Origin of the sequence: Rhizobacter sp. Root1221 (genome assembly GCF_001425785.1) — a bacterium.
In the GTDB taxonomy this organism is placed as follows: Bacteria; Pseudomonadota; Gammaproteobacteria; order Burkholderiales; family Burkholderiaceae_C; genus Rhizobacter.
The window spans coordinates 13,861-31,426 of the sequence record NZ_LMDI01000037.1; the positions used below are offsets into that span (position 1 = coordinate 13,861).

12 protein-coding genes are annotated in these 17,566 nt (G+C 67.0%); 8 read left to right on the top strand and 4 right to left on the bottom strand.

Going from position 1 to position 17,566, the window contains the following annotated elements; genetic code table 11:
• The first annotated feature begins 62 nt into the window (after positions 1-62).
• A complete protein-coding gene (locus ASC87_RS22880; RefSeq protein ID WP_056668008.1) occupies positions 63-1,265 on the top strand; it encodes a glycerophosphodiester phosphodiesterase in 1,203 nt (400 codons plus the stop codon).
• A gap of 38 nt (positions 1,266-1,303) precedes the next feature.
• Here the strand turns inward: ASC87_RS22880 and ASC87_RS22885 are convergent, their stop codons facing one another.
• Positions 1,304-3,466, bottom strand: coding sequence for a hypothetical protein (locus ASC87_RS22885; RefSeq protein WP_056668011.1), 2,163 nt, complete (start codon positions 3,464-3,466; stop codon positions 1,304-1,306).
• A 506-nt stretch (positions 3,467-3,972) separates the two neighbouring features.
• Here ASC87_RS22885 and dapC point away from each other — a divergent pair.
• From dapC to prmB, 5 genes are all read left to right on the top strand, one after another.
• Positions 3,973-5,160, top strand: a complete 1,188-nt coding sequence (dapC, locus tag ASC87_RS22890) for a succinyldiaminopimelate transaminase (RefSeq protein ID WP_056668014.1) — start codon at positions 3,973-3,975, stop codon at positions 5,158-5,160.
• Between the two features lie 13 nt (positions 5,161-5,173).
• Positions 5,174-5,995 carry a 2,3,4,5-tetrahydropyridine-2,6-dicarboxylate N-succinyltransferase gene (dapD, locus tag ASC87_RS22895; protein WP_056668017.1) on the top strand — a complete coding sequence of 274 codons (822 nt, stop codon included), beginning with the start codon at positions 5,174-5,176 and terminating at the stop codon, positions 5,993-5,995.
• Between the two features lie 97 nt (positions 5,996-6,092).
• Positions 6,093-7,289: a PilT/PilU family type 4a pilus ATPase gene (locus tag ASC87_RS22900; protein ID WP_235582250.1), complete on the top strand. Its 1,197-nt coding sequence runs from the start codon at positions 6,093-6,095 to the stop codon at positions 7,287-7,289.
• 15 nt (positions 7,290-7,304) lie between these two features.
• Positions 7,305-8,450 carry a succinyl-diaminopimelate desuccinylase gene (dapE, locus tag ASC87_RS22905; RefSeq protein WP_056668020.1) on the top strand — a complete coding sequence of 382 codons (1,146 nt, stop codon included), beginning with the start codon at positions 7,305-7,307 and terminating at the stop codon, positions 8,448-8,450.
• Positions 8,447-9,331 carry a 50S ribosomal protein L3 N(5)-glutamine methyltransferase gene (gene prmB / locus ASC87_RS22910; RefSeq protein WP_056668024.1) on the top strand — a complete coding sequence of 295 codons (885 nt, stop codon included), beginning with the start codon at positions 8,447-8,449 and terminating at the stop codon, positions 9,329-9,331. The genes dapE and prmB overlap by 4 nt, the downstream gene beginning before the upstream one ends.
• Positions 9,332-9,463: 132 nt before the next feature.
• On the opposite strand, the gene trpA is transcribed toward prmB, so the two are convergent.
• Positions 9,464-10,333, bottom strand: a complete 870-nt coding sequence (gene trpA / locus ASC87_RS22915; RefSeq protein WP_235582251.1) for a tryptophan synthase subunit alpha — start codon at positions 10,331-10,333, stop codon at positions 9,464-9,466.
• 676 nt (positions 10,334-11,009) lie between these two features.
• Here trpA and ASC87_RS22920 point away from each other — a divergent pair.
• The gene (locus tag ASC87_RS22920) at positions 11,010-12,308 is read left to right on the top strand and encodes an ABC transporter substrate-binding protein (RefSeq protein WP_056668031.1); all 1,299 of its coding nucleotides are present in this window, start codon (positions 11,010-11,012) and stop codon (positions 12,306-12,308) included.
• Between the two features lie 157 nt (positions 12,309-12,465).
• On the opposite strand, the gene ASC87_RS22925 is transcribed toward ASC87_RS22920, so the two are convergent.
• Positions 12,466-13,548 carry a beta/gamma crystallin-related protein gene (locus ASC87_RS22925; protein WP_056668035.1) on the bottom strand — a complete coding sequence of 361 codons (1,083 nt, stop codon included), beginning with the start codon at positions 13,546-13,548 and terminating at the stop codon, positions 12,466-12,468.
• A 334-nt stretch (positions 13,549-13,882) separates the two neighbouring features.
• Between ASC87_RS22925 and ASC87_RS22930 the strand changes: the two genes are divergently transcribed.
• Positions 13,883-16,051 (top strand): bifunctional diguanylate cyclase/phosphodiesterase, encoded by a 2,169-nt coding sequence (locus tag ASC87_RS22930; RefSeq protein ID WP_056668038.1) that lies wholly within the window; start codon positions 13,883-13,885, stop codon positions 16,049-16,051.
• Between the two features lie 40 nt (positions 16,052-16,091).
• Here ASC87_RS22930 and ASC87_RS22935 read toward each other — a convergent pair whose 3' ends face one another.
• Positions 16,092-17,522, bottom strand: coding sequence for a GGDEF domain-containing protein (locus tag ASC87_RS22935; RefSeq protein WP_200954480.1), 1,431 nt, complete (start codon positions 17,520-17,522; stop codon positions 16,092-16,094).
• Between the last annotated feature and the right edge of the window lie 44 nt (positions 17,523-17,566).

A 17,566-nucleotide genomic window follows, 5' to 3' on the forward strand; every position in this document is an offset into this window, starting at 1 on the left:
CGTCACAACCCCGTCACCCAGGGCGCGTACGGTCTGCCACTTCCCCACAGGAGAACCGACCCATGCGCTCTTTCCTCTTCGGCCTGGCCGTTGCCTGCGCCGCCGCCGTCGCCGCCCCGGCCGCGATGGCCCATGACCACCGCAGCCGCACCGAATCGCCCCTCGTGATCGGCCACCGCGGCGCCAGCGGCTACCTGCCCGAGCACACGCTGGAGAGCTACGCCCTCGCGATCGAACTCGGCGCCGACTACATCGAGCCCGACGTGGTGGCCACCCGTGACGGCCACCTGATCGCCCGCCACGAGCCCAACATCACCAACACCACCGACGTGGCGAGCCACCCCGAGTTCGCCTCCCGCCGCCGCACCGCGGTGGTGGACGGGGCCACCGAGGAAGGCTTCTTCGCATCCGACTTCACGCTCGCCGAGATCCGCACGCTGCGCGCGAAGCAGGCCTTCGCCGACCGCCCGCAGCAGTTCAACGGCCAGTTCGGCATCGCCACGCTCGACGAGGTGATCGCGCTGGCCAAGCGCAAGGGCCGCGAAGCCAACCGCACGGTGGGCGTGTACATCGAAACGAAACACCCCACCTACCACCAGAAGCTCGGCCTGCCGCTCGAGCAGCGCGTGCTGAACGCCCTCACCCGCGCCGGCTGGAACTACCGCGAGGCGCCGGTGTTCATCCAGTCGTTCGAGCAGGCCAACCTGAAGCAGCTCAACAAGCTCACCCGCGTGAAGCTCGTGCAGCTGATCGATGCGAACGACGTGAACGCGGACGGCTCGCTCGACTTCACCGCCCCGTACGACCGCCCCTACGACTGGACGGCCTCGGGTGACCCGGCGCTGCTGGCCCGCACCTTCGCCTACCTGACCACCGACGCCGGCCTGCGCGAGGTGCGCACGTACGCCGACGGCATCGGCCCGTGGAAGCGCTACATCGTCAGCACCGCCGCGAACCCCAACGGCACCGGCCCGGGCGAGGCCAAGCTCAAGCTGCTGCCCCCCACCGACCTGATCGCCCGCGCCCACCAGGCCGGCCTGGTCGTGCACGCCTACACCTTCCGCAACGAACAGTCGCGCCTGCCGGCCGACTACGCCGGCAACCCGGTCAACGAGTACCTGCAGTACTTCGCCCTCGGCATCGACGGCCTGTTCTCGGACTTCGCCGACACGGCCGTGGCCGCGCGGGTGTTGCACAAGCTGAAGACCGATCCGAAGTTCGGGGACTGCTTCACCGGCGAGGCGCGTTCTTGGCAATGTGACTGATCGCCCGGGTCACCCCCGGTGAACGCCGGAGGCGCCTCTCACCGCCCCGCGCGGGGGTACAAGTGCGAAACCACCACGTGCCCCTCCGGCCCGAAATCCAGCGAATAGCTGCTTTGCGTGAGCGGGGTCGGGCGCCCGGTGCGGTCGGGCGCGTTGCTGAAGCCGCGGCCCACCGGACGGCCGTGCTCGAAAACAGCGTCGGTGATACCCACGCCGCCCGGCAACGCATTGATCGCGCGGTCGAACTCGGCGCGAGTGCGCGCCGACAGCACGCCCTGCAGCTCGGATCGATGCGATACATGGGCGTTGATCTCGGCCACCGCGAGAGCCATGTCGGCATGCGAGCCATAGACCCCCGCGTAGCCGGTCTCCCGTGCGCGCGCGCGCAGCGCCGCGTCGTCGAGCAGCAAGTGGCGTTCCACGGCGCGATCCCAGGCGCGCTCGCTGACCAGCCCGGTGCTGGTGGAGTGGCTTCGCAGCTTAGTGCGGGTGTCCTGGATGTCCTGGTCCAGCGGCCGCATCCTGCCACGCAGGCTGGCGAGTTGCTCGCCCAGGGCGTCGAATTGACGCCGCCCCCCCGCCGCGTTGCGCGCATGGTCGGCGGCTGCGGTCTCGAGTTGGTCTTCGCAGCGCCGCAGCGCGGCCTTCGCCTGCCTGATCCTGTCGTCCGTGCCGGCAATCTGCTGCTTCGCCTCGTCGGCAGCTTCCTGGTGCCCTTGAATGTCCCCACGCAGCTTCATGCCGCGCGCCTCGGGGTCCGGCGTCGACGACGTGCTGGCCGTCTCGATTTGTGGAACGGCCTCCGACCGGAACTTGGCATCCTTGTTCGCCTCGGGGGCGTCGAGCCGGCGGCGCTCACTGGCGAACTGGTTGACCTGCTGGCGGACGGCATTGAACTCTTGCGCCGCAGCGACCCCCTGCGCAACGACAAGCCGGAGCGCCTTCTGAGCCTCATCGAGGGTACCCTGGGCCTGCGCCACCTCGGCCATGGCATCCGCATAGTCTTCGGCAAGCATGCTCATGATGGCGGCGGCTTGGGTCACGGCCCCCTTCAGGATCGCCTCGCGGTGCCCGGGCACTTCCTGCAGTTGCCACAGCGTTTCGTTGCGCACCGCGGTGACCACCACGTCCCTGGTCGGCACCGTCCCGCCACCGCTCAACCTCGCGCGCCGAGGCCCGGCCCCCCCGTGCCGGACGTTGATGGAAGCCAGCCGTGCCGCGTCGAACATGCAGCTGTCGAAGCCCGACCGGACCTGCCTGGCCACCGCGGCTTTCAGGGCGTCTTCGCCAGCACCACTGCGCAAAGCGGCCGTGATGGGTTCCATCTGCCTGCGCAGCAGATCGCCGCTGTTGCCGTGCTGCACGTCATCCATGTGGCCTTGCAGCACGCGCCAGAGCAGGCTGTTGACGTACACGTTCGGCGTCATCGAGCCGTAGAGCGCGGAGGCCGCGGAAAAAGCCGCGTTGTCGGCCACCAGATACGCCGCCTTGAAGCGCCGGGCACCGGCGCCTGCCTCGGTGAAATATTCGAGATAGCGCTCATGACGGTTGTCCGGACGTCCGCTCCGGGGCACATCCATGGGCGGCAGGTCATGCTCATCCAAATAGCTGTTGAGATTGCCGGGGACGGACGATTCGATCCTTTCCATGTAGGACGTCGGCTCCAGGATCTCTTCCGCCTCGGCCCTCAGGCGCTGGACCTCGGCGCGCGCCGGGGCGAGCACCGATCTGGCGAGGCGGTCCTGCTCGAGCTTCAAGGCTTCGCGCTGCCGCTCCAGTTGCTGCAGGTGCCGGCGCGCAGCCGCCTCCTCGGCACTGACGGGAGCCGGCCCCGCGGGTTCCGCGGCCCGGCCCGACGGGGCGGACGCGGAGGGAGGCGTGGGCGTCCCGGTGGCAACTGCCGACGCCAGCGACAGCCCCGCCAGCGAGCGCTCGCAAGACGCCAGCTGGCGGTCGGAGCGATCCAGCCGGTCGGCCTGCGCGTCGCGGCGGGCCAGCAACTGCTGCAGTTCGTCGCGGGCGTGGTCCACGCGGTCTTGCAGGTGGTTGATCTCGTTGCGGCTTCTGGCACCACGCGCACCGCGCGCGGCAGCCCAGCGGGCCTCCTCGACCTCGCCGAGGCTCGCCTGCAGCTGTGAACGCTGCTGCTCCAGCGTGCCGAGTTGCCGCGCCAGCGCCGTGAGCTGAGCCGACGAGGCCACGATGGGGGCGGCACGGACGCCCGACGACGATGCGCCGGCCGGGTTCGCAGGGGTCGAGCGTGCCGGCGCCGGCAGCCTTGTGCGCCTGCGCGTGGCGGCCGACGAGCTTTCGCCTGACGCACTCGCGGGCGGGGGCGGTGCCCGTCCCAGCTCGGGGGGGTCTCCGATCACCCGGGACGGGCCGCTGCCGGGATCCGGCAGCACCGGCGGCGCGGCTGGTGGCATGGCGGTCGGGCGAGTTGCGGGCGGGCGGATGGGGTGCGGCATTGAAAAACGGGCTCCGTGCTACGGCGCAGCGCCTCGGCGCGAACGCGATGTGACATGCGTGGCGGCACACGGTAGCCACGGTTCGCAATGCAGCCGGGCGCGCGGGCGAACCCGCCTGCGGAACAGCGAAGCGCCCCCCGCGACTCCCCATGCCCGTCGCAGGCCGTGCGTACGGTTTGTCACCCCGGCGAACACCACGGCCCCCCGCCGGAGGGTCGGGCGTGCCCGATAATCCGCGGATGAACCCTTTGCTTGCCCGCCTGCATCCCTACCCGTTCGAACGCCTGCGCGCGCTGACCCGCGACATCACGCCGAACCCGGCGTACAAGCCCATCAGCCTGGGCATCGGCGAACCCAAGCACGCCACGCCGCAACTGATCAAGGACGCCCTCGTGGCGGGCCTGGGGGGCTTGGCGGCCTACCCGGCCACCGCCGGCGAACCCGCGCTGCGCAACGCGATGACCGGCTGGCTGCAACGCCGCTACGGCATCGCGGTGGACCCCGCCACACAGGTGTTGCCGGTGAACGGGTCGCGCGAGGCACTGTTCGCCCTGGCACAGACCGTGATCGACCCCACGAAGGCGGGCGCCACCGTGGTGTGCCCCAACCCGTTCTACCAGATCTACGAGGGGGCGGCGCTGCTGGCCGGCGCGCAGGCGCACTACGTCAACAGCGACCCGGCACGCAACTTCGCGTCCGACTGGGGTTCGGTGCCCGACGAGGTGTGGGCCCGCACCCAGCTGCTGTACGTGTGCTCGCCGGGCAACCCCACCGGCGCGGTGATGCCGCTGGAAGAATGGCAGAAGCTCTTCGCCCTCAGCGACCGCTTCGGGTTCGTCATCGCGTCCGACGAGTGCTACTCCGAGATCTACTTCCGCGACGAACCGCCCCTCGGTTCGCTCGAAGCGGCCGTGAAACTCGGCCGGCCCGACTTCCGCAACCTCATCGCGTTCACGAGCCTGTCCAAGCGGTCCAACGTGCCGGGCCTGCGTTCGGGCTTTGTCGCGGGTGACGCCGCCCTGATCAAGCAGTTCCTGCTGTACCGCACGTACCACGGCAGTGCCATGAGCCCCACCGTGCAACACGCGAGCATCGCCGCCTGGGACGACGAGACTCACGTGGTCGAGAACCGCGACAAATACCGCCGCAAGTTCGCCCAGGTCACGCCGGTGCTGGCCGAGGTGCTCGACGTGGCGCTGCCCGATGCGAGCTTCTACCTGTGGGCCGGTGTGCCGGGCAATGACGTGGAATTCGCCCAACGGTTGCTGGCTCAATACAATGTGACCGTGTTGCCGGGCAGCCTGCTTGCCCGGGAGGCCCACGGCACCAACCCTGGTGCCGGGCGCATCCGCCTGGCGCTGGTCGCCGAAGTCGACGAATGCCTGGAAGCCGCCCACCGCCTGGCCGCCTTTGCCCGATCCCTCTGAACACCGTCCCATCATGACCCAACAGCTCCAATCCACCATCGAACTCGCCTGGGAAGCCCGCGCTTCCATCACCGCCGACAACAGCCCCGAGGTCCGCGAGGCTGTCGACACCGTGATCGCCGACCTGAACGCCGGCCGCGTGCGCGTGGCCGAACGCCAGGGCGTTGGCCAGTGGACCGTCAACCAGTGGGTCAAGAAGGCCGTGCTGCTGTCGTTCCGCCTGAACGACAACAAGCTGATCGAGGCCGGGGGCCTGAGCTTCTTCGACAAGGTGAAACCGAAGTTCGCCGACCTCGACGAAGCCGAGATCCGTGCCACCGGCGTGCGCATCGTGCCGCCGGCCGTGGCCCGCCATGGCGCCTACCTGGCCAAGAACGTGGTGCTGATGCCGTCGTACGTGAACATCGGCGCCTACGTCGACGAAGGCACCATGGTGGACACCTGGGCCACCGTGGGCTCGTGCGCCCAGATCGGCAAGAACGTGCACCTGTCGGGCGGCGTGGGCATCGGCGGCGTGCTGGAGCCGCTGCAGGCCAACCCCACCATCATCGAGGACAACTGCTTCATCGGCGCCCGCTCCGAAGTGGTGGAAGGCGTGATCGTCGAGGAAAACTCGGTGATCTCGATGGGGGTGTTCATCGGCCAGAGCACGAAGATCTATGACCGCGCCACGGGCGAAGTCACCTACGGCCGCGTGCCCGCCGGCTCGGTGGTGGTGAGCGGCAGCCTGCCGAGCGCCGACGGCAAGTACAGCCTGTACTGCGCCGTGATCGTCAAGCGCGTCGACGCACAAACCCGTTCCAAGACCAGCATCAACGACCTGCTGCGCAGCTGATGCCCCGTGGCGCCGGCCTGGGGAGACGGCGCCACTCGATCCCCACGTTCCGGGCCCCGCGCCCGGAACCCCGACCAGCCTGGAAAAGAGGACTTTGATGGCAGCGACCAATGGCGGCAACATGGAGCGGGTGCTCCGGCTGATGGCAGACAAACACGCGTCCGACGTGTATCTCTCGGCCAACACCCCCATCCTGATCAAGATCAACGGGCAGATCCTGCAGTTGAGCGACCAGCCGCTGAGCCCGTCCCAGCCCCGCCAGTTGCTTGCCGAACTGCTCACCCCCACCCAGCTCGAAGACCTCGAGGACACCGGTGAACTGAACGTCGGCATCGGCATCGCCGGCGTCGGCAGCTTCCGGCTCAGCGCGTTCCGCCAGCGCGGGTCCATCGCCGCGGTGTTCCGGCACATCCCGCACGACATCCCGGCCCTCGGCAGCCTGAACCTGCCCCCGGTGCTCAACACCCTCGTGCTCGAAAAGCGCGGCCTGATCCTGCTGGTGGGTGCCACCGGCACCGGCAAGAGCACCACGCTCGCGGCCATGCTCGAGCAGCGCAACCAGCAGCTCGCCGGCCACATCCTCACCATCGAGGACCCCATCGAGTTCATGTTCACCAACAAGCGCTCCATGGTGAACCAGCGCGAGGTGGGCCGCGACACGCAGTCGCTCCAGGTGGCGTTGAAAAACGCGCTGCGCCAGGCCCCCGATTGCATCTACATCGGCGAAATCCGCGACCGCGAAACCATGACGGCCGCCATCTCGTACGCGCTGTCGGGCCACCTGGTGGTGTCCACGCTGCACGCGAACAACAGCTACCACGCACTCGGCCGGATCCTCTCCTTCTACAGCCCCGAGTCGCGCCCCGCGTTGCTCGCCGACCTGGCCGCGGGCCTGCGCGCCATCGTGTCGCAGCGGCTCATCCGCGCCACGGCCGGCGGCCGCATGCCGGCGGTGGAAGTCATGCTCAACACCAAGCTCGTGTCCGAGTTCATCGAAAAGGGCGACTTCACCGGCGTCAAGGAATCGATGGAAAAGTCGCTGGCCGAAGGTTCGCAGACCTTCGAGGCCGAACTGGCCCGCATGATCAACGACGGTTTCATCACCCGCGACGAAGGCCTCGCCTACGCCGATTCGCCCACCAACCTGATGTGGCGCCTCGCGAACGACATGGACCCCGTCTCCCGGCTCACCCCCAAGAAGGATGAGCCCGACACGGACCAGCCCACGTTCACCGAAATCCAGCTGGACGTGCCGGCCGACGACGGCCGATCCAGCGGCTTTGCCCGCATCTGAGTCTTTCCGCCGCCGATGTCTGCCACGCTCGAACTCACCGAAGCCCTGCTCGCCCGCCCGTCCGTCACCCCCGACGACGCCGGGTGCCAGGCCCTGATCGCCGACCGCTTGCGCCCGCTCGGATTCACCTGCGAGTCCATCGAAAGCGGACCCGAGAACTTCCGCGTCACCAACCTGTGGGCCGTGCGCCGCGGCTTGCCCGGCAAGAAGCTGCTGATGTTCGCGGGCCACACCGACGTGGTGCCCACCGGCCCGCTCGCGCAGTGGTCGAGCGACCCGTTCGTGCCCACGCACCGCGGCGGCAAGCTGTACGCACGCGGCGCGGCCGACATGAAGACGTCCATCGCCGCCATGGTGGTGGCCATCGAGGAGTTCGTGGCGGCCCGGGGTGACACCTGCGGCAGCATCGCGCTGCTGATCACCAGCGACGAGGAAGGCCCCGCGGTCGACGGCACGGTCAAGATCGTGGAGTTGCTGCGTGCCCGTGAAGAACACATCGACTACTGCATCGTGGGTGAACCCACGTCCGTCAACACCCTCGGCGACGTCATCAAGAACGGCCGCCGCGGCTCGCTGTCGGGCAAGCTGACGGTCAAGGGGGTACAAGGCCACATCGCCTACCCGCAGCTCGCCAAGAACCCCATACACCTCGCTGCCCCGGCGCTGGCCGAGCTGGCCTCGTTCGACTGGGATGCCGGCAACACCTACTTTCCCGCCACCAGCTGGCAGTGCTCCAACATCCACGCGGGCACCGGCGCCACCAACGTGATCCCCGGCGAGCTGGTGGTGGACTTCAACTTCCGCTTCTCCACCGAATCCACCCCCGACTCGCTGAAGGCCCGCGTGCACGCGGTGCTCGACCGGCACCACCTCGACCACCACATCGCGTGGACGCTGAGCGGTGAACCGTTCCTCACGCCCGTGGGCGACCTCAGCGAGGCCCTGGCCGAGGCCATCCGCACCGAGACCGGCTTCACGCCCGAACTGTCCACCACCGGGGGGACGTCGGACGGCCGTTTCATTGCCAAGATCTGCCGCCAGGTGGTCGAGTTCGGCCCCCTCAACGAAACCATCCACAAGATCGACGAACACGTCGATGTGGCAAGCATCGATCCGCTGAAGAACATCTACCGGCGGACCCTGGAGAACCTGTTGTCATGACGCTCATCGAATTCATCACCGCGCAAAGCGCCCGCCTGAAAGAGGCGGGCGTTTCGTTTGGGCACGGCACCACCAATGCATTCGACGAAGCCGCGTGGCTAGTCACGTGGGCGCTCGGCATGCCGATCGACGCGTTGGAAACCCAGGCCCAGCGGGCCATCACGCCCGACGAGTTCACGAAGGGCGACGACATCATCGCCCGCCGCATCGACACCCGCCTGCCCGCGGCCTACCTCACCAAGCAGGCCTGGCTGCAGAACGTGCCGTTCTACGTGGACCAGCGCACCATCATCCCGCGCAGCTTCATCGCCGAACTGCTCGCCGATGGCGAAGGCGACGGCACGCTCGACGCCTGGCTCTCCGACAACACCCACAGCGTGCTCGACCTGTGCACCGGCAACGGCAGCCTGGCGGTCATCGCTGCCATGGCCTACCCCGAGATCACGGTGGACGCCACCGACATCTCCGACGAGGCGCTGGCCGTGGCCCGCATCAACGTCGACCAGCACAAGCTCGGCAAGCGCATCACCCTCTTCAAGGGCGACCTGTTCGAGAACGTGCGCGGCCCGTACGACCTGATCGTCTGCAACCCGCCCTACGTCAACAGCGACAGCATGGCCCACCTGCCGGCCGAGTACCAGCACGAGCCCGCGCTCGCCCTGGCCGGCGGCGACGATGGCATGGGCCTCATCCGCCGCATCCTGGGCGATGCCCCGCGCTACATGACCCGCGATGCCGTGCTCGTGCTCGAGATCGGCAACGAGCGCGAGCACTTCGAAGCAGCCTTCCCGCGGCTGGAGGTGGCGTGGCTGGAGGCCAGCGCGGGGTCGGACCAGGTGCTGCTGCTGACACGCGAAGGCCTGCTGCGCGCGGCGCGCTGACAACATCGCCGCCCCGCCGTCCCTTGGGGCTCTGCCCCTGGCAGCACAGGAAGACGAACGAGGCTCCCCAGACGGCGCCAAGCACCGGCAACCTTCCAGTCTGTATCGCATCGGGGATGCGTCCTCCGTCGCTCAGGCGATGTTGGTGAGGCCCGGTCGCGCCCGCCCGGCTTGCACTTCGCGGATGAAGCCGGCCACGTAGTCGACAGGTGCGGTGATGTCGTTCGGGTGCTTCTCGATCTCGAGACTGAACAGGCTGCCGATGATGACACCGTGAGCCCCCGCCTTCCACAGTTCCCGGACTTGAGACACCTTGCTGACACCGAACCCCACGACCACGGGCCCCTCCGCGTCGGCGGCAAGGCGTTGCACGCGCGCCAGCGCACCCGCCTCGAGGTGCTCGTTCGCGCCTGTGGTGCCGATGACGCAGGTGAACGCGGATGACTTCCTGATCAACTGGCGGCAGCGTTCATCGGGCGTGTACGGCGCTGCCATCTGGATGCTTCCCAGCCCGGCATCGCACAGCTTGGCCACGTGATCGGCACTCCCGTGGATGGGTAGATCAGGGCAGACCACCGCATCCACCCCGATGTCGGCAAGCTCACGGTACGCGGAATCCCCGCGCGTGAAGAGCAGGTTGTAGCAAAGCAGGAGACCGATGGGAATGCCCGGGTGGGCCTTCCGGATGGCGCGGACCATCTCGACGCAGCTTTCGTAGGTCACGCCCGCCCGGAGTGCGCGCTGCTTGGATCTCTGGTTCACGGGCCCATCGGTGATCGGGTCCGGGAAAGGAAACTCCAGTTCGACAGCGTCGGCCCCTGCATCGATCGCAGCCGTGATCAGCCGCAGGCTGGCCTCGGGCGTTGGATCGCCCAACGTGAAATATGGGATGACAGCCCGGCATTCAGGGCTGCGAAAGAGTCGGTTGAAGCGGTTCATTTGCGCAGTCCTTTCAGCTTCCCGTCCTGACCGAGGCCCTGGTCGCAGCGGCCGGAAATGCATCTTCCCTCTTCAAATAGATACTTCACCCACGACGCCCGGAAATTCTCCTGGCGAAAGTCATCGGGGTTTCTCGGCCCGCGAAAGTTTCGTCGAAGTTCAATGTCGGTAAACAAGAATTATTCCTCATAGAGCCTCCCGGCGGCGGTTTCTTCAGCGCTATTGCATAGATTCGCAACCGGGCAAGCGGGCATTTGGACTCTGTTCCTGATTTCTCGCCATCCCTAAGGATGGTCCGCATAAGCCCCGGGAAGGCGCCGTGGTCGGAACTGGTCGCGTTGATCGGTCCGTACTGACCCAGGCCAAGCGCGGCTGCATGGAGAGGAGGCCGAAGCCCCTTGGCGATGCGGGCTGCCAGGGCGCGGACACCGGGAGTCGAGTCGCCTGATCGATGAGTTGGAGCGCCTGAAGGCGAGCATCCGGGCCAAGGACGGCTTGACGCATGCGTGGCTTGAGCTCGGGGGACCGAGCGCGGCAACGCTGGACACGCAAACATCCGTCTTCGGTAAGTGTCTGGAAAGACGCCCCGCCATACATTGGCTGTCCCCACCAGATTCCGGACGAGACACCTGCCTCTATTGAGGGAATGCCCATCCGTGTTGCCGAGAAAGCACTCATCGCCCACGGCAATGCTGAGCAGCTGCGGGGCCCGTGGTTCGACTCCTAAAAAGGAAAATTCATGTCAAAAGTATCCAAGCTGCTGTTATCGTTTTCTCTTGCTCTGGCGATCACAGGTTGCGCGAGCATCCAGAGAAGTGAAATGCCGGAATCCCGGTTCTCCTCGCTGGATTGCCAGGCTATTGCGGGCCAGCTGGATCAAGCGCAAGCTACGCGCAAGCAGGCCGCCCAGGCGAAGCGTAGCTCCTGGAAAGTCATCATTCCCATCGCCATTGGTGTTCGCTACTTCAATGCATCACACGTGGAAAATGAGGCTGAAAAAAGAGAAGCCCACCTGTTGCAGGAGCAACAGGCGAAAGGCTGCACCCAGATTCCTGGTGCAGCCAAGAGCGCCCAGTCCATCGACCCCAAGAAAATGACACCCATATCGGTCATCTCGTTTCCATCGCCCCATGATTGGCCGATCTGGGTCGCGCAGGAGCGGGGCTATTTCGATCGCAACGGAACAACTGTTTCACTGATCCCAACGGCTGATTCGAAGTTTCAGCTGGCCGGATTGATTGATGGGAAGTTCGACATCGCGATGACCGGCATCGACAATGTCGTCGCCTACATGGAGGGGCAAGGCGAAGCGCCGACCCAGGCGGCACCGGATATATTCGCCTTCATGGGCGCCAGCAATCAAGGCTTCCTGCGGTTGGTAACCTTGCCGGAGGTGAAGACCTTCACCGACCTGAAAGGCAAGCAACTCTCGGTCGATGCACTGACAACCGGCTACGCATTCGTGCTGCGCAAAGTGCTGGAGGAAGGCGGCCTGAAATCCTCTGATGTCGAGTTTGTCAGTGTCGGTGGGCTGCGGCAGCGCTTCGACGCGCTGATGGAAAAGAAGCAAGCTGGTACGCTCCTTATCTCGCCCTTGCATGCGGCCGCCCAACAAAAGGGTTTCAACATTCTGGCCAACGCAGAAGATGTACTCGGTCATTATCAGGCTTCAGTCGGCGCCGCGCGGCGAGACTGGGCAAAAAACAATGAGGCCGCGTTGGCCGGCTACATCCGCGCATACATGGACGCCATCGCATGGCTCCGCAATCCTGCCAACGAGGCGGAGGCCGTCGCGATCCTGAGCAAGAAAATGCCGAACATGACGGAGCCGATGGCTGCACAAGCATATGAAGTTCTGTTGAACGCGGACAACGGACTTGATCCTCGCGCACAACTTGACATCAAGGGAATAGAGACGGTGCTGGCACTGCGCAGCGCGTATGGCCAGCCGCGAAAACATTTGACCGAAGCCGGGAAATACTACGATCTGCAATATCACGCAGAAGCAATCGGCCTGGAAAAGCAGCCGGGGATCTGAGGCGAGGTCAAATCGGGAATCTCAAGGCCCGCGTCCCGTTCCGGGGTCATCCGGCAGCAGTTCGGCTACGCGAAGGTGCGAGCGCCAATCCAGCCTGGAGCCTGGGCCGGCGGCGCGTCGAGGCACACCGCCGGCAACCGGAGCCATCAGTTCAGTATCAGTAGCGCGGCTCGCCGTTGTCGTTGACGGTCACCGTGTCCCCCGGCGGCGACGTGGTCTGCATGTGGTGCTCGACACCGCGGAAGCGGTAGGTCACGTCCCAGAACTCGGGGCGGTCGTTGGTGGGCACGTTCTCGCAACGCTGCACATCACGGTTGGCGACGGTGCCCCGGCCCGACTGCGAGCCGATGGCCGCGCCGGCCACCGCACCACCCACGGTGGCGAGGTCGCGGCCGGAACCGCCGCCCACCTGGTGCCCGAGGATGCCGCCGATGATGCCGCCCACGACGGCGCCACCCACGTTCGGCCCGCCACGCTGTTCGCGCGGCAGTTGCTCGCGCTCCACCCAGCAGCGCTGCTGCGTGGCGGCGTACACGGCCCGCACGTCGACCACACGGGCCTCATGCAGGCGTTCGCGCGGGCGGCGGCGCCAGTCGTAGGCCGGCTGTGCCGGCGGGGCGTAGCGGTCGTCGTCGTAGCGAGCACCCCGCTGCACGGGGCGCGCCGACGACAGCTGGTTGTCGAGGCCCATGGAGCGCAGGTCCGGGTAGCGGCCCGGGCGCAGGATGGCGCAACGGCCTTCGAAGTTCACGTGTTCGCAGACTTCCCAGCGCTCGCCGAAGACCACTGCGGAGGAGGCCTGGTCGTTGAACCCGCGGCGGACAAAATCGCGCGCGGTGTCGTCCACCTCGAACTGACGGCCCTGGAAGCCGTCGCGCTCGAAGAAGGTGATCTGGCCCTGCCCATCGCCAGGGCGCTCGGGCCCCCGGCGAACCGGCCGGGCCGACGACAGCTGGTCGTTCATGCCCATCTCGTTCAGCGAGCGGTAGCGGCCCGGCCGCAACACGGTGCAGCGGCCTTCGAACCGGACGTCCTCGCACACCTCCCACGCCCCACCGTCGATGACGATGGAGGATGCGCGGTCGTTGAACCCGCGGCGCGTGAAGTCATCGACGGCGCGGTCGGACGACAGCGATCGGCCGTCGAAATTATCGTGTTCATAGAACGTGATCTGCGCAGACGCATGCGCGGCCACCACCATGGCCGCGGCGGCCAGCAGTGACTTCAGAATCGCCTTCATGGGACGCTCTCCTCGTGGGTCTTGTTCGGCCTCATCGGAATGACCGGCCTTGGATACACAACGCCGCAGCCCGCGCGCCGGCTGACAGGTGCTGTCAGCCGGCGCGCGGGCGAACAGATCTCCACGAGCGTGCCTGCCGGGCTCCGGAAGCACGCCCCCCAGCCCCCACGGCCATGAGGCGCAATCGGGTCGGGAACGGCGGCGGCCATCATAGGTGACGATCCCGTTCGCGCCGGAACCCGGCGCCCCCTCCGTGCGGTGACGCACTGACAATGCGCCCCTCGGCGAAGAGACTGGGCGGACCGCTTCGCCGCGCAGGAGCCTCCACTTGCCCATGGCCTACCTCACACCTGCCTACGACCCCTGGATGGTGACAGCCTCCCTGCTGATCGCCTGCTTCGCGTCCTACGTCGCACTCGATCTGGCCAAGCGAGTCGCCACCTCGGACCGCGGAGTGGCATTGTGTTGGTGGATCGGGGGCGCCATTGCCATGGGCTCCGGCATCTGGTCGATGCACTTTGTCGGCATGCTCGCGTTTTCGCTGCCAATCGCTCTGGGCTACACGACGCTGTTGACCCTGGCCTCCTGGATCGCGGCCGTCGCAGCGTCCATGATCTGGTTGTGGATGGCCAGCCGTGAGGTGCTGACACTGCCGAGGCTTGCGGGCGGATCGCTGTCGATGGGGGCGGGCATCTGCGGCATGCACTACACCGGCATGGCATCGATGGACATGTCGCCCGGCATCGTCTGGGACTTGCCCATGTTGCTCACCTCGGCCGTGATCGCGGTGGGAGCGTCCGGGGCGGCCCTGCAGCTCTTCTTCTGGCTGCGCGACGTCGGCATGTGGCGTGGCATGCTTTACCGGGCGGCCGCCGCGACCGTGATGGGGTTGGCCATCGGCGGCATGCACTACACCGGCATGGCCGCGGCACAGTTTCCCGACGGCACGGTGTGCCTCAGCGCCAACGGGCTGTCCGGGTCGAACCTCGGCATGCTGGTGATGCTGGCATCGGCGACCCTGCTGGCCTTGACGCTTTTCACCTCCACGATCGACGCCCGCCTGCAGGGCCGGTGGACGCAGCTCGCCAGTTCGCTGCGGGTCGCCAACCGGGCGTTGCAAACTGCCAACGAGGAGCTGCAGAAGCGTGTCTTCGTGGACCCGCTGACCGGCCTGCCCAACAGCATGCTGTTCGAGGATCGGTTGAAGCATGCCGTGGCCCACATCGACCGGTCCGCGAGGGCCATGACGCCGCGCCACCCGAAAAAGCTCGCGGTGCTCTTCATCGACCTGGACGGTTTCAAGCCCGTCAACGACTCCTTCGGTCATGCGGTGGGTGACGTCGTGCTGCAGGAGGCCGCCCTCAGGCTTCGCGGCGAAGCACGCGCGATCGACACCGTCGCGCGCGTGGGCGGAGACGATTTCCTGCTGTTGATGGAGGACGTCGACGGCGTGTCGGGCAGCATGACGCTCGCGCAACGGCTGATCGATGCGCTGGCGCGGCCGTTCGACATGGCGGGCCGACAGGTGCAGATTTCCTGCTCCATCGGCGTGGCCTTGTACCCGGACCATGGGCCGCGCGACATGCTCGTCCGTCACGCGGATTCGGCGATGGATGTGGCCAAGCGCGCCGGAGGCGGCTGCTGCGCCGTGTTCGAAGCGCACATGGACCTCGGCGCGCTCGACCGCCTCGACCTGCACAACGATCTGCGCCACGCCGTCGCGCTCGGCCAGCTCGAACTGCACTACCAGCCCAAGGTCGACGGTGCCCGGGCGATGATCAGCGGGGCCGAGGCCCTCCTGCGCTGGCACCACCCGCTTCGCGGGCCGATCAGCCCCGCCGTGTTCATCCCGATCGCCGAGCGCTTCGGCCTGATCAACGAGCTGGGCAACTGGGTCATCGACGAGGCCTGCCGGCAAATGCGCGCCTGGGCCGACCTCGGGCTCCGCCTGCCCTTGGCCATCAACGTCTCGGTGCACCAGCTGCGCAACGACAGCGTGGTAGCCCGCATCGAGGCGGCGCTGCGCCGACACCAGATCGACGCCTCGATGCTGCTGTGCGAAGTGACCGAATCGATCGCGATGGAGGGCGTCCGGAGCACCCAGGGCGCGATCCAGGGGCTCGAACGCATCGGGGTCTACCTGTCGATCGACGACTTCGGCACCGGCTACTCGAGCCTGAGCTACCTGCGCCAGCTGCCCGCGCGCCAACTGAAGATCGATCGGAGTTTCATCCACGACATCGCCGTCAGCGCGGACGCGCACGCCATCGTGGACGCCGTGATCCGCCTCGCACATGCGCTTGGATTGAAGGTGGTCGCGGAAGGGGTGGAGACGTCCATCCAGCGGGACATCCTGCTGCGGCTGGGTTGCGACGAACTGCAGGGCTACCTCTTCGCCAAGCCGATGACCGCTGCCGCGTTGCTGGCATGGGCGCACGGCGGCAAACCCGAAGGTGCCACCGACTTCTCGCCGTCGGTCCTGGGTGGCCTCGCGACACCTTGAAGTGCGGCCCGGGTGCCGCAACCACCCGGGGTCGGAAACTTCAACGGGCCCAGATCACGCGATTTCGCCCCTGGTGCTTCGCGTCGTACAGGCGCCTGTCCGCCGCGCGCAGGATCACGTCGGTGGTATCGCCGTCGAGGCCCGACTGCGATACGCCGATGCTCACGGTGACGGCGACCGGGTACTGCATGCCGCTCTGGAACGGGTTGGCCTCGACGGCGGCCCGCAGGCGTTCGGCAATGACCCTCGCCGCGTCCAGCGCCGCCTTGGGCAACAGCACCATGAACTCCTCCCCACCCACCCGTGCCACCCCGTCGTACGGCCGGATGGCGCTCAGGCACGTCTGGACGAACGCCTTCAGGATGCTGTCGCCCACTTGGTGGCCGTGGTGATCATTGACGTCTTTGAAGTTGTCCAGGTCGAGCGCCAGCACGGAGAACGGGGGGCCGCCGCGCTTGACTCGTTCCATCTCGATCTCGACGCGCTCGGTGAAACGCCGGCGGTTGTCAGCACCCGTCAGCGAATCGGTCGCCGCCAGGCGCTCGAGCGTCTGGTTGGTGCGCCGAAGATCTCCCAGCGCATTTTCCGTGCGGGCCATCGCTTCGGCGATGCGCACCATCAGTTGCTCGTGGCTGTAGATCATCGAGAACGACCGTGTGGTGTGAAACGCCTGCACCACGCCATAGCTCAACAGGAAGAAGGCACCGGCAAAGATCACATGGGCCAGCCACCACATGTGGTTCCACGGACGCCCGAGAAGGAACGCGAGGGACGACAGCGCGAACATCGTGACCGCCATGGCGAAGACCACCATCAGCGGCGAACGGATTCGGCGCGCCAGGAGGACCGCCACGTTCGCCACGGACATCACCAGCGCCCCGCCTTCCATCGACAGCCGCACCGCGGGGTGACCGGCGATGGATGATCCCGCAACCAGTGCCACCGCGACGTTCACAAGCATGAACAGCGTCACCCACCTCGACCAGCGCCCGGGCTTCCCCCGCTGGTCCCGTGCATCGGGCGGACGGTGGTAATTGAGCAGACCGGCCAGCAGCAGCGCCGCCATGGCAAACCGGGAGACCGGCCCGTACAGCAGGAACAGCCAGATGTTGTCGTGCGCGTAGCCGGTGAACGCACCGTGCAGCACATAGATGACCGTGAACCCGAGGAAGCCGAGTGTCATCCAGCGAAGCAGCGGTTCACCGGACTCCCGGTAGCAGCGCCAGCTCACGTACGTGACGAAACCACCTTCCAGCGTGGCGATCGCGATCGCAACGATGTGGAACGCGTGGTGCTCGAACTTGAGGGCCGGGTCCTGGAGGAAGTACAGGTAGGCGATCAGGCCGGCCGGCATCAGCGCGAAACCGACGAGCAACAGCCGGACATACGCCTCGGTGATCCAACGGATGGTCCCGGTGGGGTCGCTCGCGAGCCCGTCCGGCACCACCACCGGCACAGCGACGGCGCTCATGGAACCTCCTGGCGGTGGAGGTGCTTTGCCGCCAGCCTGGCGGC

Bases quoted from the DNA above. Each gene is read 5' to 3' on its own strand.
- trpA (WP_235582251.1), bottom strand. From the start codon at position 10,333: ATGCATTTCCGGCCGCTGCGACCAGGGCCTCGGTCAGGACGGGAAGCT.
- ASC87_RS22920 (WP_056668031.1), top strand. From the start codon at position 11,010: ATGTCAAAAGTATCCAAGCTGCTGTTATCGTTTTCTCTTGCTCTGGCG.
- ASC87_RS22900 (WP_235582250.1), top strand. From the start codon at position 6,093: ATGGCAGCGACCAATGGCGGCAACATGGAGCGGGTGCTCCGGCTGATG.
- ASC87_RS22880 (WP_056668008.1), top strand. From the start codon at position 63: ATGCGCTCTTTCCTCTTCGGCCTGGCCGTTGCCTGCGCCGCCGCCGTC.
- prmB (WP_056668024.1), top strand. From the start codon at position 8,447: ATGACGCTCATCGAATTCATCACCGCGCAAAGCGCCCGCCTGAAAGAG.
- ASC87_RS22930 (WP_056668038.1), top strand. From the start codon at position 13,883: ATGGCCTACCTCACACCTGCCTACGACCCCTGGATGGTGACAGCCTCC.
- ASC87_RS22935 (WP_200954480.1), bottom strand. From the start codon at position 17,522: ATGAGCGCCGTCGCTGTGCCGGTGGTGGTGCCGGACGGGCTCGCGAGC.
- dapD (WP_056668017.1), top strand. From the start codon at position 5,174: ATGACCCAACAGCTCCAATCCACCATCGAACTCGCCTGGGAAGCCCGC.
- dapC (WP_056668014.1), top strand. From the start codon at position 3,973: ATGAACCCTTTGCTTGCCCGCCTGCATCCCTACCCGTTCGAACGCCTG.
- dapE (WP_056668020.1), top strand. From the start codon at position 7,305: ATGTCTGCCACGCTCGAACTCACCGAAGCCCTGCTCGCCCGCCCGTCC.
- ASC87_RS22925 (WP_056668035.1), bottom strand. From the start codon at position 13,548: ATGAAGGCGATTCTGAAGTCACTGCTGGCCGCCGCGGCCATGGTGGTG.